Annotated in this window: 21 protein-coding genes; 18 read left to right on the top strand and 3 right to left on the bottom strand. The window is 70.5% G+C overall.

Annotation, left to right across the window (positions count from 1 at the left end; all coding sequences use genetic code 11):
* Positions 1 to 327 precede the first annotated feature (327 nt).
* From AX018_RS24970 to AX018_RS22425, 4 genes are all read left to right on the top strand, one after another.
* A complete protein-coding gene (locus AX018_RS24970; protein WP_491895683.1) occupies positions 328 to 930 on the top strand; it encodes a DUF8467 domain-containing protein in 603 nt (200 codons plus the stop codon).
* 431 nt (positions 931 to 1,361) lie between these two features.
* A complete protein-coding gene (locus tag AX018_RS22415; protein ID WP_245951791.1) occupies positions 1,362 to 2,216 on the top strand; it encodes a MipA/OmpV family protein in 855 nt (284 codons plus the stop codon).
* 2 nt (positions 2,217 to 2,218) lie between these two features.
* A complete protein-coding gene (locus AX018_RS22420; protein ID WP_111882091.1) occupies positions 2,219 to 2,905 on the top strand; it encodes a response regulator transcription factor in 687 nt (228 codons plus the stop codon).
* Entirely contained in the window at positions 2,874 to 4,397 is a 1,524-nt protein-coding gene (locus AX018_RS22425; RefSeq protein ID WP_146749406.1) for a sensor histidine kinase, read from the top strand. Before AX018_RS22420 ends, AX018_RS22425 begins: the two co-directional genes overlap by 32 nt.
* Here AX018_RS22425 and AX018_RS22430 read toward each other — a convergent pair.
* Both AX018_RS22430 and AX018_RS22435 read right to left on the bottom strand, forming a co-directional pair.
* Positions 4,318 to 4,989 carry a GNAT family N-acetyltransferase gene (locus AX018_RS22430; RefSeq protein WP_111882096.1) on the bottom strand — a complete coding sequence of 224 codons (672 nt, stop codon included), beginning with the start codon at positions 4,987 to 4,989 and terminating at the stop codon, positions 4,318 to 4,320. The genes AX018_RS22425 and AX018_RS22430 overlap by 80 nt on opposite strands.
* A gap of 160 nt (positions 4,990 to 5,149) precedes the next feature.
* Positions 5,150 to 5,632: an Lrp/AsnC family transcriptional regulator gene (locus tag AX018_RS22435; RefSeq protein ID WP_111882099.1), complete on the bottom strand. Its 483-nt coding sequence runs from the start codon at positions 5,630 to 5,632 to the stop codon at positions 5,150 to 5,152.
* Between the two features lie 204 nt (positions 5,633 to 5,836).
* Here AX018_RS22435 and hppD point away from each other — a divergent pair, with 204 nt between their 5' ends.
* From hppD to AX018_RS22460, 5 genes are all read left to right on the top strand, one after another.
* On the top strand, positions 5,837 to 6,973 hold the full coding sequence (gene hppD / locus AX018_RS22440; RefSeq protein WP_111882101.1) for a 4-hydroxyphenylpyruvate dioxygenase: 1,137 nt from the start codon (positions 5,837 to 5,839) through the stop codon (positions 6,971 to 6,973).
* Between the two features lie 93 nt (positions 6,974 to 7,066).
* Entirely contained in the window at positions 7,067 to 8,035 is a 969-nt protein-coding gene (locus AX018_RS22445) for a Bug family tripartite tricarboxylate transporter substrate binding protein (RefSeq protein ID WP_111882104.1), read from the top strand.
* 56 nt (positions 8,036 to 8,091) lie between these two features.
* Positions 8,092 to 8,931, top strand: a complete 840-nt coding sequence (gene phhA / locus AX018_RS22450) for a phenylalanine 4-monooxygenase (RefSeq protein ID WP_111882107.1) — start codon at positions 8,092 to 8,094, stop codon at positions 8,929 to 8,931.
* A 180-nt stretch (positions 8,932 to 9,111) separates the two neighbouring features.
* A complete protein-coding gene (locus AX018_RS22455; RefSeq protein ID WP_146749407.1) occupies positions 9,112 to 10,221 on the top strand; it encodes a hypothetical protein in 1,110 nt (369 codons plus the stop codon).
* A gap of 40 nt (positions 10,222 to 10,261) precedes the next feature.
* A complete protein-coding gene (locus AX018_RS22460) occupies positions 10,262 to 10,699 on the top strand; it encodes a hypothetical protein (protein ID WP_146749408.1) in 438 nt (145 codons plus the stop codon).
* Between the two features lie 28 nt (positions 10,700 to 10,727).
* Here the strand turns inward: AX018_RS22460 and AX018_RS22465 are convergent, their stop codons facing one another.
* Positions 10,728 to 11,642 carry an esterase/lipase family protein gene (locus tag AX018_RS22465; RefSeq protein WP_111882114.1) on the bottom strand — a complete coding sequence of 305 codons (915 nt, stop codon included), beginning with the start codon at positions 11,640 to 11,642 and terminating at the stop codon, positions 10,728 to 10,730.
* A gap of 218 nt (positions 11,643 to 11,860) precedes the next feature.
* Between AX018_RS22465 and AX018_RS22470 the strand changes: the two genes are divergently transcribed.
* From AX018_RS22470 to rbsD, 9 genes are all read left to right on the top strand, one after another.
* Positions 11,861 to 13,552 (top strand): AMP-binding protein, encoded by a 1,692-nt coding sequence (locus AX018_RS22470; RefSeq protein WP_111882117.1) that lies wholly within the window; start codon positions 11,861 to 11,863, stop codon positions 13,550 to 13,552.
* Positions 13,553 to 13,682: 130 nt separating this feature from the next.
* Positions 13,683 to 14,120: a hypothetical protein gene (locus tag AX018_RS22475; protein WP_111882120.1), complete on the top strand. Its 438-nt coding sequence runs from the start codon at positions 13,683 to 13,685 to the stop codon at positions 14,118 to 14,120.
* Positions 14,117 to 14,581, top strand: coding sequence for a hypothetical protein (locus tag AX018_RS22480; RefSeq protein WP_111882122.1), 465 nt, complete (start codon positions 14,117 to 14,119; stop codon positions 14,579 to 14,581). Before AX018_RS22475 ends, AX018_RS22480 begins: the two co-directional genes overlap by 4 nt.
* Positions 14,582 to 14,968: 387 nt before the next feature.
* Entirely contained in the window at positions 14,969 to 15,925 is a 957-nt protein-coding gene (locus AX018_RS22485) for a sugar ABC transporter substrate-binding protein (protein ID WP_111882125.1), read from the top strand.
* Between the two features lie 145 nt (positions 15,926 to 16,070).
* On the top strand, positions 16,071 to 17,699 hold the full coding sequence (locus tag AX018_RS22490; protein WP_111882127.1) for a sugar ABC transporter ATP-binding protein: 1,629 nt from the start codon (positions 16,071 to 16,073) through the stop codon (positions 17,697 to 17,699).
* Positions 17,696 to 18,679, top strand: a complete 984-nt coding sequence (locus tag AX018_RS22495; RefSeq protein ID WP_111882130.1) for an ABC transporter permease — start codon at positions 17,696 to 17,698, stop codon at positions 18,677 to 18,679. Before AX018_RS22490 ends, AX018_RS22495 begins: the two co-directional genes overlap by 4 nt.
* 16 nt (positions 18,680 to 18,695) lie before the next feature.
* The gene (locus AX018_RS22500; RefSeq protein WP_111882132.1) at positions 18,696 to 19,754 is read left to right on the top strand and encodes a LacI family DNA-binding transcriptional regulator; all 1,059 of its coding nucleotides are present in this window, start codon (positions 18,696 to 18,698) and stop codon (positions 19,752 to 19,754) included.
* Positions 19,751 to 20,737: a ribokinase gene (rbsK, locus tag AX018_RS22505; protein ID WP_111882134.1), complete on the top strand. Its 987-nt coding sequence runs from the start codon at positions 19,751 to 19,753 to the stop codon at positions 20,735 to 20,737. The genes AX018_RS22500 and rbsK overlap by 4 nt, the downstream gene beginning before the upstream one ends.
* A complete protein-coding gene (gene rbsD / locus AX018_RS22510; RefSeq protein WP_111882137.1) occupies positions 20,734 to 21,126 on the top strand; it encodes a D-ribose pyranase in 393 nt (130 codons plus the stop codon). The genes rbsK and rbsD overlap by 4 nt, the downstream gene beginning before the upstream one ends.
* The last annotated feature ends 89 nt before the right edge of the window (positions 21,127 to 21,215 follow it).

The raw sequence follows: 21,215 nt of genomic DNA on the forward strand, positions 1-21,215 counted from the left end.
AGTTCGTCGTGCGGTACTTGGTCCGCCTCTCGCTCTTTGCTTCCGTCACGCCTTCAGTCTACCGGTGTGGCCGGGGTGATTTGTGCAACAAAGCCACACTGATATGACATTCACAGACGCTCAGGGGCGAACTGTCTACGTACAGACAGTGGACAAGGGTAGTGTCAATGGAATGAGCCAGCGCGAATGAAATAATGCAGCACGAATCACTCAGCAGAATCCAAACGCAGTTGTAATCACTGTCCCCAAGGGAAATGCACTAACCCCTGGGATTCTTGATACTTCGAATATGTCAACCGGCACGGTGACAACACGATAAGGATCTTTATGGCGAGCACGCTAAAACTACCAACCATTGAGTTATTTATGACAAAGGACGATGAGCGGAATTTTTCATCCGTCCTACTAAACGAAATATCCAGCTTGAGATTCGTTGATGCATACCCGATTCCTCGGCCAGAAGTAATTCTTAAGCCATCTATTGATGAGTGCTACGGTGCACCAACATCTGTTTGCGCAATAATTGACACAAAGATCACGAGCTTGGACGAATATAGGGAAAAATACATCCACAAAAGTCTTACCAGAGAGGAATACAAGCCGGACTTTTTTGGCAAGGGGATAATTCAGTTTCTTCATTCCAAAAAGGCTGGCTATAGTCCAGATGGCCTAATGAATGGAGGTATGGCTGCTTCGTATGATGTCGCCAAAGACTCTGAGACAGACGGTTTCGTTAAAGCTGTCTGGAAACTTTGCAAGCAACACAGCAGCAAGCTCTATCCGATCACGGACATGAAGACTGGTACCGTCAGTCCCAAGGCGCATGCCCGCTTCATCGCGTGGCCAGACGCCATCGCCAAATTCGATCAGGTCAACGGCCTCTATCTCACCAACAACACAATGGCCTACTTCACCTCAAGGTCCGGTTGAGCGTGATACCGCGTTGTCATTTTGAATCGATAGCAAACGTCTGAGCACCCGGCCGCGCCCCTGGCGCTGGTGGGAGAAGACCCCACCGCCGATCCGGCCGCGGGCAAGTTCCGCTCCATTCCGGCCACCAACGGCGACTGGAGCGATGCACCCAGTATCGCTACTAGAAACATAGCAAACTCCTCAGAAAATACGGCGACATTCCGCCCATTTCATCCCTATACCCCTCCCGCAGACGGACAGACAGGTATGCAGGGGTCGGCCTCCCCCCCAAGCCCGCAGCCACCACGCTTGCAGCGGGTAGCACCGCGGCGGCGCCCTCTCTCCACCCTCCCGCCGCCGCGGCAAGCCCCCAGGGGCCACCCCACCAGTAAGTCGCCGGTAAGTGGATACGGCCGAGCATCCGGCTCCCAATCAACCACTGCCGATCCATGACCAAGGCTTACCTCCCTTCTTCCGCCCCCTCCGTGCTCTCGCCCGCCCGCATGCGCGGCGCGCTGGCCGCCCTCGCCGTCGCCACCGCCGGGGCGCAGGCCTTCGCCCAGTCCGCATCGCCTTCCAGCGCCGGCGCGCAGCAGGCTTCGGAGGCCGCAGCCTCCCCGTCCGGCTGGGGGCTGGGCCTGGGCGTCAGCTCCCGGCAGCGCCCCTATGCCGAGGCGGGAAGCAAGACCTCCGCCATCCCGCTGATCTACTACGAGAATTCGTGGGTGCGCGTGATCGGCTCCGGCGCGGAGCTGAAGCTCGGGCGCAAGGAATTCGGCCCGTCGAACGCGGTATCGTTCGGGCTGAAGCTGCAATACGACATCGAGGGCTACGAGGCCAAGGACTCGCCCCGCCTGCGCGGCATGGAAGAGCGCAAGGACAGCTTCTGGGGCGGCGCCGGGGTCACCTGGAGCAACCCGATCGCCAACGTCTCCGCCCAGGTGCTGGCGGACCTCTCGGGCAACAGCAAGGGGCAGAAGATGCAGCTGCAACTGGACCGCCGCTTCACCTGGAACCGCCTGGCCGTGACGCCGCGCGTGCAGGCGCAGTGGCTCGACGCCAAGTACGTCGATTACTACTTCGGGGTGCGCTCCAGCGAGGCGCTGCCGGGCCGGCCCCAGTACACGGGCGAGTCGGCGATGGCCATGTCGTTCGGCGTGCGGATGGACTACGCGCTGATGCCCCGCCAGTCCGTGTTCCTCGACGTCAGCAGCACCCGCCTGCCCGACGAGATCAAGCGCAGCCCCGTCGTGGACCGCTCCAGCCTCTCCCGCGTGACGGTGGGCTACCTCTACCGCTTCTGAGCATGAGCCGCATCGCCCTCGTGGAAGACCATGCACGGCTGGCCCACCTCATCCACGGCGCCCTGCATGCCGCTGGCATCGGGGCCGATGTCTTCCACGACATGGAAGGCGCCTGGATGGCGATGCGCGACATCGACTACCGCGCCGCCGTCATCGACCGGGGGCTGCCCGACGGCGACGGCCTCTCCCTCGTCAAGCGCCTGCGCGCGGCCGGCAAGGCCACGCCCTGCCTCATCCTGACGGCCCGCGATGCCCTGCACGACCGCGTCGAGGGCCTGGAATCCGGCGCGGACGACTACCTCACCAAGCCTTTTCCCATGGAAGAATTCATCGCACGGGTGCGGGCGCTGCTGCGGCGCCCCGCCATCCTCCAAAGCCTGCAGCCTTCGTTCGGAGACATCCATCTGCAGCCCGAGCACGGCCTGCTCGTGTGCCGGGACGAGCAGATCACCCTGGCCCCCGCCGAAATGCAGATCATGCTGTGCCTGGTGCGGCAGGAGGGCCGCACGGTCCGCCGCTCGGCGCTCGAGGCGGTCGCGTGGGGCATGGGCGAGGCCGTCACGCCGAACGCGCTGGACGTCGCCCTCCACCGGCTGCGCCGCAAGCTGGTGGCGGTGGAGTCCACCCTCCAGATCGTGAATGTCAGGACCCATGGCTATGTCCTTCGGGAAACCGCGCTGGCCGGCTAGCCTGCGCATGCGCCTGCTCGCCACCTACGCGGTGGGCATGGTGCTGAGCGCGGCGCTCGTCGGCCTGTGCGTCTTCATGCTCGCCACGCCGCTGTCCCGCTACCTGCTGCAAAACATCGTGGCGGACAATGCCGCCGGGATCACCGAGCACATCCGCTTCGACGCTGCGGGGCGGCCCACGGGCCTGGACGAGACCAAGATCGAGCCCTGGATCCTCACGAGCCTGCGGGGCGAGCTGGTGCTGCGGATCCTGGATGCGCAGGGGCAGGTGGTCTATCCGCCCGGCGAGCGGGAGGGCCCGCTGGCGCCCGACGGGCAGGGTTTCGACCCGTCGCGGGCGGCGTTCACCCTGGTGCGCGAGGGGGTCACCATGCACGCGGCGACCGCCCCGCTGGAGCACCGCGGCCAGGTCTGGTACGTGCAGTTCGCCACCAGCGACCGCCTCGTGCTGCTCATGCACGAGAGCATCGGCATGCCGGCCCTGCAGCGGGGCATCGTGCTGAGCTGCCTCGTGTTCCTGGCGGTCTTCATGGTCACCACGCATTTCACGCTCAAGCGCATGCTGGCGCCGCTGCGCGCCGCCTCCGCGGAGGCACGGCGCATCACGCCGCGCACCCTGGAGGCCCGGCTGCACGAGCGCGGCCTGCCCACGGAGATCCAGCCCCTCGTGGCCGCCTTCAACACGGCCCTGGACCGGCTGCAGCACGGCTTCCAGACGCAGCAGGAGTTCCTGGCCAGCGCCGCGCACGAGCTGAAGACGCCGCTGGCGCTGATCCGGGCCCAGGTGGAGCTGGAGCCCCAGGGGCCCAGCGCCCCCGATCTGCTCAAGGACGTGGACCGGATGGCGCGGCAGGTGCAGCAGCTGCTGCACCTGGCGGAGGCCAGCGAGCTGCACAACTACAAGATCGAATGCATCGACCCGCGCCCGACGATCCGCGAGGTGGCCGACTACATGGACCGCGTCGCGCGCCGCCACACCGTCCACATCGATCTGCGCCTGGGCGACGGGCCCCTGCAATGGCAGGCCGACCGGGGCGCCCTGTTCACCCTGCTGAAGAACCTGCTGGAGAACGCGATCCAGCACAGCCCCGTGGGCGGCGTGGTGCGGCTCTCGGCCTCGCCCTCGGGGATGGTGGTCGCGGACCAGGGCCCGGGCGTGCCGGCCGCGCAGTTGCCGAGGATCTTCGACCGCTTCTGGCGCGGCGCGGCGCGGCGCGACGACGGCGCGGGCCTGGGCCTGTCGATCTGCCAGGAGATCGCCTCGGCCCACCGCTGGCGGATCGCCGCCCGGGTGGGCACGGCGGGCCTGGAGGTCGAGGTGCACGTGGCGCCCCCCGATACCGGCGCGGCCGGCCCCGGGGGCGCGGCCGCGGAACAACCGGCGCCGGGCCCGCAGGCGCGCGCCCCGGCGCTCAGGCGGGCGGCGGGGGGCCGCCGCGCGCGGCCTGCATGCCCGCGAGGAAGGCGCGGAACTGGCGGGCCTGGCGCTTGAGCTGGTAGTCCACCTCGGCGATCTGGTTGGCCACCTTCTGGGCCATGCGCGAGTTGAAGCCGGCGGGCGGCAGTTCGAGGTAGGCCTCGGATTCGGAGCCGTCGCGGCGCACCACGGCCCCGGCGTGGCGGGCGATCTTCAGCATGGCGGTGTTCTCGCTGAGCGCGTGGATGAACACCATCTGCACGCCCCGGTTGCGCGCATGCATCACGGCCCGCTCGAAGAGCCGGCCGCCGAAGCCCCGGCCCCGCGCCTGCTCCAGCACCGAGACGCCGAACTCCGCGCAGGCGCGGTGCTCGGGCGCGCTGGCATAGGCCAGGTGCGCCACGGCGATGAGTTCGAGCCGGCGGTTGTAGATGCCGAACACCTCGTCGCGCACGAAATCGAGCTGCTGCACGTAGCGCAGCACCTGCTCGTCCGAGGCGGCATAGCCGAAGCGCAGGTAGCGGTCGGCGGCGGCGAGGCGCAGCAGGTGCACGGCTATGCGCCCCCGGTGCTCGGGGCCGAGCGAGCGGATCGGCACCACGACGGGCGCGCCGCGCCGGGGCGCGTGGCGCGGCGGGGCCGGGGAGTCGGTGGCGGGGGCGGGCATGCGCAAAATTCTAGGGTTTCCCCTAGGTTTCGCGGCAGGCCGTTGGCTGGCGGCCACGCGGGCTCCGGGCCGGAGGTTTCATGCCAAAAGGCCTCCATGTCGCCGGAAAATCTATGCCTTCAGCTATGTTTTCCATAGCAATCCAGGTGTCGCCAAGGTGTCACACCGGCACGGCCGTAGTGACCTTCACCCGGTCGAGCACGAAGCTGGTCTTGCAATCCTGCACGCTGGGGTGCTTGAGCAGGGTGTCCATGATGAAGCGGCTGTAGTGGGCCATATCGGCCACCACCACGCGCAGCAGGTAGTCCATCTCGCCGGTGAGGGCGGCGCATTCCACCACCTCGGGCCAGGTCTGCACGCTGGCGCGGAAGAGGTCCATGGGGTTGCGCTTGTGGCTCTCGGTGTGCTTTTCGAGGCGCACGTTGAGGTAGGCCGTGAGCCCCAGGCCCACGGCCTCGGGCGGCACCAGGGCGACGTAGCGCGCGATGACGCCGGTTTCCTCCAGGCGCTTCACGCGCCGCAGCACCGCGCTGGGCGAGAGGCCCACGGCCTCGCCGATCACGTCGTAGATTTCGCGGCCGTTGTCCTGCAGGCGGCGCAGGATCGCGCGGTCGAGTTTGTCGAGCACCGGGCTCTCGGTCATGGAATGTCTCCCGTGCATGCCGGCCGCCAGCGCGAATGATTGCTTTAGCGCGCATGTCATGCACATTGCTTTGATGATTCGCAATTTTCTTGCAATTCCCCAGCCATTCAACCCGGGTTTTGCCGGAAAGCTGACCGCCTGGGCACCTACAGTGGCGCCATGGGTGCGAGACACCCGCCATCCCCCTCACGGAGACACACCGCCATGAACGCCCCTCTGCCACAGCACGCCACGCAGGAAACCACCGCCTGGGAGAACCCCATGGGCACGGACGGCTTCGAGTTCATCGAGTTCGCCGCGCCCGATCCGCAGGCCATGGGCCGCGTCTTCGAGGGCATGGGCTTCCGGCCCGTGGCGCGCCACCGCCACAAGAACGTGACGCTCTACCGCCAGGGCGAGATCAATTTCATCATCAACGCCGAGCCCGACAGCTTCGCGCAGCGCTTCGCGCGGCTGCACGGGCCCAGCGTGTGCGCCATCGCCTTCCGCGTGCACGATGCCAAGGCCGCCTACGAGCGCGCGCTGGGCCTGGGCGCCTGGGGCTATGCCGGCTCGGCCGGCCCGGGCGAGCTGAACATCCCCGCCATCAAGGGCGTCGGCGACAGCCTGATCTATCTGGTGGACCGCTGGCGCGGCAAGAACGGCGCGAAGCTGGGCGACATCGGCAACATCGGCTTCTTCGACGTCGATTTCGAGCCGCTGCCGGGCATGAGCGCCGAGGAGGCGCTCAACCCCCAGGGCCACGGCCTGACCTACATCGACCACCTCACGCACAACGTGCACCGGGGCCGCATGGTCGAATGGGCCGGCTTCTACGAGCGCCTGTTCAACTTCCGCGAGATCAAGTACTTCGACATCGAGGGCCAGGTCACGGGCGTCAAGAGCAAGGCCATGACCAGCCCCTGCGGCAAGATCCGCATCCCGATCAACGAAGAGGGCAAGGAGAAGGCCGGCCAGATCCAGGAATACCTGGACATGTACAACGGCGAGGGCATCCAGCACATCGCCATGGGCTCGGACGACCTCTACGCCACGGTGGACCGGCTGCGCGCCAGCGACGTGCGCCTGCTGGACACCATCGACACCTACTACGAGCTGGTGGACAAGCGCATCCCCGGCCACGGCGAGAGCGTGGCCGAGCTGCACAAGCGCAAGATCCTGATCGACGGCAAGAAGGACGCGATCCTGCTGCAGATCTTCAGCGAGAACCAGCTCGGGCCGATCTTCTTCGAGTTCATCCAGCGCAAGGGCGACGACGGCTTCGGCAACGGCAACTTCAAGGCGCTGTTCGAGAGCATCGAACTCGACCAGATGCGCCGCGGGGTTCTTCAAGGCGACTAAAGCCAAGCGCCGGTCGATTGATGTAACCAACTGCTGCGCTGCAACACCCGTCTCTATACTGCGCCCTCCCAACCCGCCTGGAGAGAGACACCCATGTTGCGTCGCAGTTACCTTTTGGCCACCGTCATGGCTGGCGCGGCGTTCGCCGCGCAGGCCCAGAATGCCTCGGCGCCCCTCACGATCGTCGTGCCCTACCCGGCCGGCGGTCCGCTGGACACGTCCGCGCGCATCCTGGCCGAAGGGGCGCGGGGGGCGCTGGGCCCGATCGAGGTGCAGAACAAGCCCGGGGCCGGCGGCAACACCGGCGCCGACCTGGTGGCCAAGGCGCCCAAGGACGCCAACCTGCTGCTGATGGGCGCGGTGGCCACGCACGCGGTGAACCCCTGGCTCTACAAGAACTTCCCCTACGACCCGTTGCGCGACTTCAAGCCCATCGTGCTCGTCGCGCGCACGCCCAACGTGCTCGTGATGGGCGCCGACCAGGCCAAGGCCCTGAACATCTCCACGACCGCCGATCTGGTGCAGTACCTCAAGAAGCACCCCGACCAGCTCAAGTACGGCTCGGGCGGCAACGGCAGCATCGGCCACATCGCGGCCGAGATGTTCAAGTCGCTCACCAACACGCGCGTGGCGCACGTGCCCTTCCAGGGCTCGGCCCCGGCGCTGAAGGCGCTGCAGGCGCGCGAGGTGGCCTTCGTCTTCGACAACCTCGCCTCGTCGCTGCCGCTCATCAAGGCCGGCAAGCTCAAGGCGCTGGGCGTGACGACCCTGGGCCGCGACGACGAACTGCCCGACGTGCGCAGCATCAACGACGAGGTGCCGGGCTTCAACGTGGTGACGTGGTTCGGCCTGTTCGCCCCGGCCGCCCTGCCCGATGCCGCCGCCCGCAAGTACGCCGGCGCCTTCGCCGGCGCCCTGCGCGCGCCCGCCAGCGCCGAGAAGCTCGGGAAGATGGGCATCGACGCGGAAGACCTCACGCTCGACGCGTTCGGCCAGTTCGTGCGCACCGAGCACAGCAAGTACGGCTTTCTGATCAAGGCCGCCAAGATCAAGATGGACTGACCGCGGGCCGGCCCTGGCATGGGCAGTCCCGCGCACTGCGAAAAAGGAGACATGCCATGGGACAAGCCCCCGTCGTCTACGGACAATCCGACCGCCCGCCGCGCGGCGACTACGCCCGCGCCGGCACCGACTACACCTGCCCGCAGGACTACGCGGCCTACACGCCGCAGGACCACGACACCTACCGCCGGCTCTACGAACGCCAGTCGGCGCTGCTGCCCGGCCGCGCGAGCGATGCCTTCATCGCCGCCCTGCCCTCGCTGGGCGCGAGCGACCGCATCCCGCGCTTCGAGGAGATCAACGAGCGACTGCAGCGCGCCACCGGCTGGGAGATCGTGGGCGTGCCGGGCCTGATCCCCGAGGTGCCGTTCTTCACGCTGCTCGCCAACCGCAAGTTTCCGGTGACGGACTGGATCCGCACGCCCGAAGAGTTCGACTACATCGTCGAGCCGGACATCTTCCACGACCTCTTCGGCCATGTGCCGCTGCTCTTCAACCCGGTGTTCGCCGACTACGTGCAGCGCTATGGCCAGGGCGGACTGAAGGCGCACCGGCTCGGCGCCTGCGAGATGCTCTCGCGCCTCTACTGGTACACGATCGAGTTCGGCCTGATCCGCGAGCCCGGCGGCCTGCGCGCGTACGGCGCGGGCATCCTCAGCTCCTCGGGCGAGCTGGAATACGCGGTGCGCAGCCCCGAGCCGCAGCGCCTGCCGCTGCGCCTGGAGCGCACCATGCGCACGCGCTACAAGATCGACACCTACCAGCAGACGTACTTCGTGATCGACAGCTTCGAGCAGCTCTTCGCGATGACCGAGCCCGACTTCGCGCCGGTCTATGAGCGCCTGCGCGGCCAGGCCGAGTTCGCGGCCGACGAGCGCGAGACCGTGGCGGCCTGAGCCGCCTGCCGGGTCGTACCGGGTTGTGCCGGATTGAGCCCGGCACTTCGCACCCGGCGACGCCGCTTCGCGCGGCGTGCGCCGGAAGGCGCCGGGTCCCTGGAGCATGGCGTACCGCCCCTGCTGCGCCGAATGCATCCTCGGCCCGGCCAGGGCGAAATTGCCCTCTGGAGCCCTGCCATGCAACGCGTCTCGACCCGTATTCCTTCCCACCATGCACCCGGCGGCCCCTCGGCGAACAGCCCCACCCCGGAAACACCGCAGGGCCCGCAGCGGGCATCGCACCGCATGGACCCTGGCCAGGCCGATCGGCTGCGGCGCCCGGCCATGCCGCCCCCTGCGGGAATGCACGGAACGCCCTCCGAAACCATCGACCGCCATTCCCGCCTGCCGCCCCGGTTCCAGTCGCCCGCGGCCTCGGGGCGCGTGCCGGCCTGGCAGGCGTTCGGCACGCAAACGTCCGCCGCACCGGGCCGGCAGTCCGCGCTGAACGGCGCCAAGCTCCTGGCGGCCCGCCATGCCGCGCAATTGCTCGCGAAGAAACTGCTGTCCAACCCTGACTTCACCAGGCAGGCAGCCCAGCAAATGAAGGACGTGAGCGCCGGGCTGCTGAAATTCGTAAACACCTTCCCGCGCTTGTCGCCGGAGTTCACTGCCAAGATCCGGACCTTGAGCGCCTTGTTCGAGAAGGCGGGGGCCAACTTCCAGCGGCTCTCGGAACAGCACACCGCCAGCCAGGCCCCGCGTCCCCAGAGGCCGCCCACCGCCATGCCACCGGCGGCCGCACCCACGGCGCCGCCCGCTGCGGCGGCCCCTCCACCGCCGCAGGCGGCGCAAACCGCCGCCCCGCCCCCCGCACCGGACCATCCCCCCCAGGCGCCGGCCACCGAGGCGGCATCGGCCGCGCGCCCGACCGCGCCCAGCCATCCGCCCGTGGACGTGATGGGCATGGACCCCGCGGAAGGGCGCCAGAAGCTCGCGGACAGTTTCGGTGGCGGGAAAGCCGCCGAAGAGGGCATGCGCGAGATCGCCCTGGAATTGAAAAAGGCCCGGGGCAGCTCGGACCACATGGCCGCGTTCCAGGAAAAGTACCAGGACCGGCTGGCGCTGCCCGACGATTTCAGCACCGCGCCGGCCGGGATCAAGCGGCTCTACAAGCTCCTGGGCGGCGATGTCATGAGCAAAGTCTCCGTTGTGGACCCGGCGTACGGCAAGAACACGGGCATCGGCTCCGAGGATTTCAACGCGCGCCGCTCTTCCCAATCCTCCCAGGCCGCGCCGGCGGCGTGACCGCCGGCCAGCGTCCACGCACCCCGAAAGGAAGCGATCCATGACCAGTGTTTCCCGAGTCACCTCGTCGCTGCGCCCCCTGACGGGGCTCACGTCGGATGCCCTCGCGGGGGGCGTGGCGCGCGTCGCGCCCGTCAAGCGCGGGCGCCCCTCCTCCACCGAACCCACGCTGCCGGGCGTCGAGCGGCGCACCTCGGGCGCGTCCTCGATGGCGCCCCGCGCGAACCTCGGCGTGCTCGCGGGCACGCCGCTGCGTGCCCTGCGCGAGGCCGCCCCGGCCTCGGTCCTCACCCCGCCCGGCAGCTTCGCGCAGCGCCTGACGGCGCCCTACCCGTCGCGGGTCGAGGGCAGCCTGCTCTCCCGCCAAGCCCACGCCCCGACGCTGCGCACCGCGCGGGCCTCGGCGGAGGCGCTGCTGGCGGCCCGCTCGGGGGCGCTGCTGCAGCACCCGGAAGCCCGGCGCGCAGCGACGGCCTGATTCACCGATCACGGGGGCCGGGGCGGCCTCACGGCGCCTGGAGGATCTCCAGGCACGCCTCCACCACGGCCGGGTGGAACGCCATCTCCACGTGGGCCACGCCGAGCACGAAGCGGTTGTCCGCGCCCTCCAGCATCGCCGTGGTGGCGGGATACACCACGTTGTCGCAGTTGGAGTGAAAGCAGGTGAAGCGCGCGCGCAGCGCGGGCGTCTCGGCCCGCGCGAGGGCGCCCAGCCACGGGTGGCCCGGCACCATCTGCACGCCGTTCTCCGCGCGGCTGAACCGCGCGGCCCAGGTGCCCGCGTGCGGCGAGCCGAGCGTGACCACGCGGTGCACCCGCGCGTGGCCCGCATCGCCGCAGCCGTTCAGCCACGCGCGCACGGCCAGGCCGCCCATGCTGTGGCCGACCACCACCGGCGGGCGTCCCGTGGCCTCGGCCACGCGGCGCACGGCGGCATCGATGGTGGCGGCATAGCCGTCGATGGCGCCGAAGGGCGGCTCCAGCGTGACGGCCACGAACGCATGGCCGCGCCGGCGCAGCGGCGCGAACCAGGGCGTCCAGAAGCCCCGGTTGCACAGGAAGCCGTGCACCAGCACCACGCCGCGCGGCGCCGCCGCGCCGGGTGCCGGCTGCGGCAGCCAGTCGGGCACGGCGGCATGCCGGAAAGGCTGCCACCAGCCGAACACCCAGCTCGCCCAGCGCGTCTCCGCGCGCCATGCGCGCAGCACCTGGCCCAGGGTGGGTCGGGGCAGGGGCTCCGCGCGGTTGTGCCGCGCCATGAAGACGAACTGCAGGCCCAGCCAGAGGCGCGGCCCCAGCATCCACGCCAGCGCGCCGGCCACCGCCCACGCGGGCGAGACCGGCCAGAGCCAGGCCAGCCAGCCCGCCGCGAGGGCGATCTGCCCCGCCACCATCCATTGCAACCACCGTGCGTTGGTCAAGGTGCGCCTCTCTTTCGTGGAAAAACACCCCCGCGATCATGTCACGCAGGAGACGCAAAGCCCGCGGCACACTCCTGCCCCTGGGGGTGACCCGCTGGACAGCGGCGCGGCACTTTCCACAATCGGCGGCGGCTTTCGCGATTTGTTTCCTCCGCCCCGAACGCTCTGCACCCACCGCCCTCCACCCGCCACCCGGCGGAACGTGAAAGGAACCTTCCATGGACCGGATCTGGCTGAAGAACTATCCCCCCGGCGTCGCGCACGAGGTCGATCCCGCGCGCTACCGCTCGGTGGCCCATCTGCTGGAAGAATCGATGCGCCGCCACGCGGCCCATCCGTTCTCGGTCTGCATGGAGCGGTGGATGGACTACGCCGAGCTCGACCAGCTGAGCGCGCGGCTGGGCGCCTGGCTGCAGTCCCGGGGCCTGGAGCCGGGCGCGCGCGTGGCGATCATGCTGCCCAACGTGCCGCAGTTCGCCGTGACCATGGCCGCCGTGCTGCGCGCGGGCTACACCTGCGTGAACGTGAACCCGCTCTACACCCCGCGCGAGCTGGAGCACCAGCTCCGGGACTCGGGCGCCGAGGCCATCGTGATCCTGGAGAACTTCGCGCGCACGCTCTCCGAGGTGGTGGAGCGCACCGCCGTGCGGCACGTGGTGCTCACGGCGCTGGGCGACCTGCTCGGGCCCCTGCACGGCCGCTGGATCACGTTCGCGGTGCGCCACCTCGCGAGGATGGTGCCGGCCTACGACCTGCCGCTGTCGGGCGGGCGGAGCGTGACGACCCTCCCCCGGGCCCTGGCCGAGGGCGCGCGGCTCACGCTCGCGCCCAGCACGGCCACGCTCGACTCCACCGCGTTCCTGCAGTACACGGGCGGCACCACGGGCCTCTCGAAGGGCGCGGTGCTCACGCACCGCAACATCGTGGCGGCCACGCTGCAGGCCGAGGCCTGGTTCACGCCCGCGCTCGCGCGCACCGGCGACGTGCGGCACACCAACAGCATCGCGGCGCTGCCGCTCTACCACATCTTCGCGCTCACGCTGTGCCTGCTGGCCATCCGGCAGGGATCGCACCTCACGCTGGTCCCCAATCCGCGCGACATCCCCAAGCTCGTGGCCGTGCTCGCGAAACGGCCCTTCCACATGCTGCCGGCGGTGAACACGCTCTTCAACGCGCTGCTGCAGAACCCGCAGTTCCGCGCGCTCGACTTCTCGCACCTGTGCGTGACGCAGGCCGGCGGCATGGCGGCCTCCGAGGGCACGGCGCGCCAGTGGCAGAAGGTGACGGGCAGCACCATGATCGAGGGCTGGGGCATGAGCGAGACCTGCGCCATCGGCACCAACAACCCCGTGGACAACACCGAGTTCACGGGCAGCATCGGCCTGCCCCTGCCGGGCATCGACATCGCCATCAAGGACGACGCGGGCCAGAGCCTGCCGATGGGCCAGGCGGGCGAGATCTGCATCCGCGGCCCCAACGTGATGGCCGGCTACTACCAGCAGCCCGAGGAGAACGCCCGCGCGTTCACGGCCGACGGCTTCCTGCGCACCGGCGACATCGGCGTGATGGACGAACACGGCCACACGCGCATCATCGACCGCAAGAAGGACATGATCCTGGTGAGCGGCTTCAACGTGTTCCCCAACGAGCTGGAGCAGGTCATCTCGCTGTGCCCGGGGGTGCTCGAATGCGCCGCCATCGGCGTGCCCGACGAGAAGCAGGGCGAGGCCATCAAGGTGTTCATCGTGCGCAGCGACCCCACGCTCACCGAGGAGGCCGTGGCCCGCCACTGCCACGAGCACCTGACGGGCTACAAGCGCCCGGGCCACATCGAGTTCCGCGACGCGCTGCCCAAGACCAACGTGGGCAAGATCCTGCGGCGCGAGCTGCGCGCGGCCAGCCCGCACTGAGCAGCCCCCGGCGCCCCTTCCCTGCAGGGCCGACCCTGCGCCCGGGCGCCTACCCCACCTCTTTCGGGTTCGCACGGCCTGGCTTCCATGCTCTAGTGGCGGGCTGTCCAACACCACCAGGGAGGCTCTCATGGCCCGCAAGGCGATCCGATTCCATTCTTTCTCCAGCACGCTGCTCGCCGCATGCATGCTCGCCGGCGCCACGGCAGTGGCAGTGCCCGCGCTGGCGCAGACCGTGTTCATCCCCCCGATCGAACCCGAGCCCGGCATGTGGGCCTTCGACGGAGAGATGAACGGCAAGCCCGGCCGCAGCCTGCAGATCGACATGCAGAATGGCCGCGCGATGATCGTCTCCTACCTCGGGTACCGGAGCGACGGGAGCGCCGTCTTCCTCCAGGCGAGCGGGCTGCGGGCCGTGGATTCCTCGTCGTTCCAGGGGACGCTGGAGGAATTCCGCAATGGCCCCGCGATCGGCTCCGGGGGAACGGGCAGCAACGGCGAACGGGCCGCCAGCACCGGACCGGCCCGGTCCAGATCACCTTCGACTCCGCCACCACCGGCACCGTGACCCTGCCCGGCGACGTGCCGCGCCGCATCTCGCGCTTCCACTACGAGGAGTACCCGATCCGTTTCAACAACGAATTCGCGGTGTACGGCAATTTCGACCAGTTCGTGGGCGCCATCGTCCCGCTGACGCTCAACATCAAGGCGGAAAACGGCGTGTTCACGATGAAGTACATCAACACCGGCACGGCGGTGTGCGACTTCACCGGCACCTACCGGCTGGTGGGGGGAGGGCTCCAGTCCGAAGGCCAGGTGGCCTGCAACAGCGGCATGGCGGGCCCGCCCAACGGCACCTACCGGATCGAGCGGCTCACCGTGAGCCGCGCGGGCATGGTGGCGGGCCGGATGTACCTGAACGCCTTTCGCGTGGACTTCGCGGGCGCCTGCCTGAACAGCCGTGGCGCGGTGTTCGCCGCGGGCGGGCGGCCCGGCTGCGGCATCAACGACCTGGGCCTGCAGCCCTGACGGCGGGAGCGGCGCGGCAGCCCGCGCGGTGGCGCGGGGCGCCGTGTTCCACGCCAGCCCCCACCGCCGCCGTGCGGCCAGGGCCGGCCCTGGCGGGAAATGCCGGGTGCGCCCCTGGCGGCCGCTGGATTCACCGGGGCCCGCAACCCGTCGCGCCCGGCCGCCGCGCCCGATCCCCCGGCCACGCCCTTTTTTGCGTCGACATGTAAATACCTCCCGCCCGCGCAGTCACGCCGGCCTGCCGGAAAGCCCATGGACTCCGGGGCGCAAACGTTTGCGCAAACGTTTTCTTTGTTTACCATAGCGGCCGCGCCAGGGACCGGAGCGACCGGTGCGGCCCTGCCGCCACGCTTATTCTTTTCCCGTTCCAACAAGCCAGGAGACACCATGCCCTTGACCCGCCGTACCCTGCAGACCGCCGCCGCGCTGGCCCTCGCCGGCGGCCTCCTCGCCCAGCCCGCGCTGGCGCAGGACAAGCCCAAGATCGCGCTCGTGATGAAGTCGCTCGCCAACGAGTTCTTCCGCACGATGGAGGACGGCGCCAAGGCGCACCAAAAGGCCCATGCGGGCGAGTACACCCTCATCGCCAACGGCATCAAGAACGAGACCGACACCGCCGCGCAGATCAAGATGATCGAGCAGGCCGTGGCCCAGAAGGTGAGCGCCATCGTGCTCGCGCCGGCCGACTCCAAGGCCCTGGTGCCCGCCGTGAAGGCCGCCGTGGACAAGGGCATCCTGGTGGTCAACATCGACAACCGCCTGGATGCCGACGCGCTCAAGGAAAAGGCCCTGAACGTGCCCTTCGTGGGCCCGGACAACCGCCTGGGCGCCAAGCTGGTGGGCGACTACCTCGCCAAGTCGCTCAAGGCGGGCGACAAGGTGGGCATCGTCGAGGGCGTGTCCACCACGTTCAACGCGCAGCAGCGCACGCTGGGCTTCCAGGACGCGATGAAGGCGGCCGGCATCACCGTGGTGGGCGTGCAGTCCGGCCAGTGGGAGATCGAGAAGGGCAACACCGTGGCCGCCGGCATGCTGCGCGAGCACCCCGACCTCGCGGCGCTGCTGGCGGGCAACGACAGCATGGCGCTGGGCGCCGTGGCCGCCGTGAAGGCCGCCGGCAAGACCGGCAAGGTGCAGGTGGTGGGCTACGACAACATCAACGCCATCAAGCCCATGCTGGCCGATGGCCGCGTGCTCGCCACGGCCGACCAGTACGCCGCCAAGCAGGCCGTGTTCGGCATCGAGATGGCGCTGAAGGCGCTGGCCGCCAAGACGCCGCAGGCCCAGTTGCCCACCGAGGTGAAGACCGAGGTGGTGCTGGTCACCAAGGGCGCCGGCAAGTAAGCCACCCGCGCCGGGCGGCCTGCCTGCCGCCCTCCCCCTCCCGCAACCCCCGCCGCGCCCCATCCCGGGCGCGGCCCACTTTACGGGCTCCCCCACCGTGGCCGATCAACCTCCGCGCACCGCCGCCTGTGCCCCCCTGCTCGAAATGGTGGACGTGGGCAAGGACTACCACGCCACCACCGTGCTGCACGGCGTGACGCTGTCGCTGCACGCCGGCGAGGTGCTCGCGCTCACGGGCGAGAACGGCGCGGGCAAGAGCACGCTCTCCAAGATCCTCTGCGGGCTGGAGCCCGCCACGCACGGCACCCTGCGGCTGGCGGGCGAGCCCTACGCGCCCGCCTCGCGCCGCGACGCCGAGCGCCAGGGCGTGCGCATGGTGATGCAGGAGCTGGGCCTGGTGCCCACGCTCACCGTGGCCGAGAACCTGCTCATGGGCCGGCTGCCACACCGCCTGGGCTGGCTGCGCCGGCGCGCGCTGCACGACGCGGCGCGCGCGCAGCTCGCCCGCATCGGCCTCGCGGACCTCGATCCGGCCACGCCCGTGGCGCGGCTGGGGCTGGGCCAGCAGCAGATGGTGGAGATCGCCCGCAACCTGCAGGACGACACGCGCATCCTGGTGCTCGACGAGCCCACGGCCATGCTCACGCCGCGCGAGACGAACGACCTCTTCGAGCAGATCGCGCGGCTCACGGCGCGCGGCGTGGCCGTCATCTACGTCTCCCACCGGCTGGAGGAGCTGCGCCGCATCGCCGACCGCGTGGCCGTGCTGCGCGACGGCGCGCTGGTGGACGCGCGCCCCATGGCCGGGCTCTCCGAGGCCGACCTCGTGCAGCGCATGGTGGGCCGCGCCGTGAGCGACCTGGAGCACCGGCCGCGCCGCACGGCCGGCCCGGTGGTGATGCGGGTGGACGGCATCGGCCGCGGCACCGCCGTGCAGGACGTGAGCCTCGCGCTGCACGCGGGCGAGGTGTTCGGCATCGCGGGCCTCGTGGGCTCGGGCCGCACCGAGCTGCTGCGCCTGCTCTTCGGCGCCGACCGCGCGGACCGCGGCAGCGTGGCGCTGGCGGGCGATTTACCGCCCGGCAAGCCCCACGTCGCTGTATCCATTGAAGATTCAGCTACTAAAAGCATAGCAAACACACCCTCCGGCGGCGCGCAGGAGCGCACCTACCCGCGCGGCTTCCGCTCGCCGCTGGCGGCCATCGCGGCCGGCGTCGGCCTGGTGAGCGAGGACCGCAAGTCGCAGGGCCTGCTGCTCACCCAGCCCATCCGGGTGAACGCCACGCTGTCGGACCTTGCCGCCGTCTCGCGCGCCGGCTGGCTGCGCCGCGCGCACGAGAGCGCCGTGGTGCAGGGCTTCATCCGCACGCTGCGCGTGCGCTGCCGCGGCCCGGAGCAGCCCGTGGGCCAACTCTCGGGCGGCAACCAGCAGAAGGTGGTGTTCGCCCGCTGGCTGCACCGCGACGGCCGCGTGTTGATGCTCGACGAGCCCACGCGCGGCGTGGACGTGGGCGCGCGCGCCGACCTCTATGCCGAACTCGACCGCATGGCCGCCGGAGGCCGGGCGCTGCTCATGGTGTCGTCCGACCTGCGCGAGCTGATGGCCATGGCCGACCGCATCGGCGTGATGAGCGGCGGCCGGCTGGTGCGCGTGTTCGAGCGCGGCGAATGGACCGAGCAGTCGCTGCTGGCCGCCGCATTCTCCGAGGCCCGGAACACCCCCGCCCCCTCCTCCGCTCCCGATCCCGCCCACCCCTCCAGCGCATCCGCATGACCGCCCACCCGACCCCCACCCCCTCCGCGCCGGCCACGCCGCTCTGGCGCACGCAGCTCGGCACCTACCTGGGCCTGGCCGCCGTGCTGGCCGGCATGGTGGCGCTCTTCTCCGCGCTCTCCGAGTACTTCTGGAGCGCCGAGACCTTCGTCACCATCGCCAACGAGATCCCGGCGCTGGCCGTGATGGCCGTGGGCATGACCTTCGTGCTCATCATCGCGGGCATCGACCTCTCGGTGGGCTCGGTGATGGCCCTGTCGGCCGCCACCTCAGCCGCCGCCATCCTGCAGTGGGGCTGGAGCGTGCCGGCCGCCGCCGCGCTGGCGCTGGCCACGGGGCTCGTGTGCGGCACGGTCACGGGCGCCATCTCGGTGGCGTGGCGGCTGCCGTCCTTCATCGTGTCGCTGGGCATGCTGGAGGCGGTGCGCGGCAGCGCCTACCTGGTGACCGACTCGCGCACGCAGTACGTGGGCGACGCCATCGCGTGGCTGGCCGCGCCCGTGGTGGCCGGCGTGTCGACGGCCTTCGGCATCGCGCTGCTCATCGTGGTGGCGGCGCAGCTCGTGCTCTCGCGCACGGTGTTCGGCCGCTGCATGGTAGGCATCGGCACCAACGAGGAGGCCATGCGCCTCGCGGGCGTGGACCCGCGCCCCATCCGCATCGCCGTGTTCGCGCTCACCGGCCTGCTCGCGGGCCTCGCGGGCCTGATGCAGTCGGCGCGGCTGGAGGCGGCCGACCCCAACGCCGGCTCCGGCATGGAGCTGCAGGTGATCGCCGCCGTGGTGATCGGCGGCACCAGCCTCATGGGCGGGCGCGGCTCGGTGGTCACCACGGCCTTCGGCGTGCTCATCATCGCGGTGCTGGAGGCCGGCCTCGCGCAGATCGGCGCGAGCGAGCCGAGCAAGCGCATCATCACCGGCTGCGTGATCGTGGCCGCCGTCATCGTCGATACGCTGCGGCAGCGCCGCGCGGCGGCCTGACGCCGGCGCCCCGAGCATGGCGACCATCAAGGACGTGGCCCGGCAGGCGGGCGTCTCCGTCACCACCGTCTCGCACGTGCTCAACGGCACGCGGCACGTGAGCGACGAGGGGCGCGGCCGCGTGGAGGCGGCCATCCGCGACCTGGGCTACGTGCCCAGCGCGATCGCGCGCAGCCTCAAGAGCAACCACACGCGCACGCTGGGCATGCTGATCCCCAACAGCTCCAATCCCTACTTCGCGGAGGTGGTGCACAGCGTGGAGGACCGCTGCTTCGGCGCGGGCTACAACCTCATCCTCTGCAACACGCACGACGAGCCGCACCGCCAGGGCTCGTACCTGCAGGTGCTGGCCGAGCGCCGCATCGACGGGCTGATCGTGGTCTCCACCGGGCAGGACCCCACGCTCGCGCGGCAGCTCGAAGGCCTGGGCATACCCACCGTGCTCGTGGACCGCGAGATCGAGGTGCCCGAGCAGCCCTGCGACCTCGTGAAGACCGCGCACCGCCAGGGCGGCGTGCTCGCCACGCAGCACCTGCTGTGGCTGGGCCACCGGCGCATCGCCTGCATCGGCGGCCCGCAGGGCCTCGCGCCCAGCGAGCAGCGCATCGCCGGCTGGCGCGACGCGCTCGCGGAGGCCGGCGCCTCGTCCGAGGGGCTGCTGTGGCACGGCGACTTCACCAGCCAGGGCGGCTACGAGGCCATGCACGCCGTGCTGGCCGCGCCCCGGCCGCCCACGGCCGTCTTCGTGGGCAACGACCTCATGGCCATGGGCGCGCTGTGCGCCGCGCACGAGCGCGGCCTGCGCGTGCCCGAGTCGCTGTCCATCGTGGGCTTCGACGACATCGAACTCGCGGCCTTCACCAGCCCGCCGCTCACCACCGTGGCCCAGCCCAAGCAGCTGCTGGGCGCGCTCGCGGTGGACATGCTGCTCGAACGCATCGACGGCCAGCGGCGCGAGCGCCGCCAGGTGCTGCTGCAGCCCGACCTGCGCCTGCGCGCATCCACCGCGACGCTGGCGCCGCCCCCCTCCACGGCCGCACCGGACGGCCGCCCTCTCCCATCGACTCCCGCATGACCGACCGACCCGCCACCGCCCCCCCCGCCTCCACGGCCGCCCCCGCCGCCGCGCCACGCATCGCCGTGGTGGGCAGCCTCAACATGGACATCGTGCTGCGCGTGGCGCGCGCGCCCGGCGCCGGCGAAACCGTCATGGGCGAATCGCTGAGCCACATCCCGGGCGGCAAGGGCGGCAACCAGGCCGTGGCCTGCGCCCGGCAGGGCGCCCACGTGCAGTTGCTGGGCCGCGTGGGCGACGACGCGCACGGCCAGGCGCTGCGCGCGGCGCTGGAGGCCGACGGCATCGGCCATGCCGGCGTGCAGACCGACGCCCGCGCGCCCACGGGCGTGGCCGGCATCACGGTGGACGCCGCGGGACAGAACCGCATCGTCGTGGTGGCCGGCGCGAACGGCCAATTCGGCGTGGACCCCGAGGCCCTGGGCGCCGCGCTGCGCGGGGCGAGCAGCCTGCTGCTGCAGTTCGAGGTGCCGCTCGCGCAGGTGGAAGCCGCCGCCCGGCAGGCGCGGCAGGCCGGCAGCCCCGTGGTGCTGAACCCCTCGCCCATGCAGCCCATGCCCGACACGCTCTGGACACTGGTGGACACGCTCGTCACCAACGAGGTCGAGGCCGCGCTGTTCGCGGGCTGCGACGTCGAGACGCCGGAAGACGCCGCGCACGCCGCGCGGCTGCTGCGCGCGCGCGGCCCGCGCCGCGTGGTCGTCACGCTCGGCGCCGCCGGGGCCGTGGCCTGCGACGGCGACGGCTGCCGCCACCACCCCGGCCTGCGCGTGGAGGCCGTGGACACCACCGCCGCGGGCGACACCTTCCTGGGCGCGCTCACCGTGGCGCTGGCGCGCGGCGAATCGCTGGACCTGGCCGTGCAGACCGGCATCCGCGCCGCCACGCTGTGCGTGACCCGCCCGGGCGCGCAGCCCTCCATTCCCTCGCGCGCCGAAGTCGCCGCGAGCCCCCTGCCCCCCGACTGGAGCCGCCTGCCATGAAACGCACCGCCCTGCTGCACGCCGAACTCTCCCACGCCATCGCCACGCTGGGCCATGGCGACATGCTGGTGATCGGCGATGCCGGCCTGCCCATCCCGCCCGGGCCGCAGCGCATCGACCTCGCCGTCACGCCGGGCCTGCCGGCGGTGGCCGACGTGCTGCGCGCCGTGCTCTCCGAGATGCAGGTGGAGCGCGCCCTCGTCGCCACCGAGGCCGTGGAGCGCGCGGGCGGCGCGCTGCCCGCCTGGGCCGCCGCGCTGCCCGTGGCGCCGCAGGCGCTCTCCCACGAAGAATTCAAGCGCCTCACGCGCGAGGCCCGGGCCGTGGTGCGCACGGGCGAGTGCACGCCGTATGCCAACGTCATCCTCTGCGCGGGCGTGACGTTCTAAGAGCGTGTTTACGATCTTTTCATGGTGCCCGCAAGGCAGCAAACAGCCGCAATCTAGGCGCGCGCCGCAGGCCATGCTGGCGGCCTGGG

Source organism: Paracidovorax anthurii (genome assembly GCF_003269065.1).
GTDB classification, from domain to species: domain Bacteria; phylum Pseudomonadota; class Gammaproteobacteria; order Burkholderiales; family Burkholderiaceae_C; genus Paracidovorax; species Paracidovorax anthurii.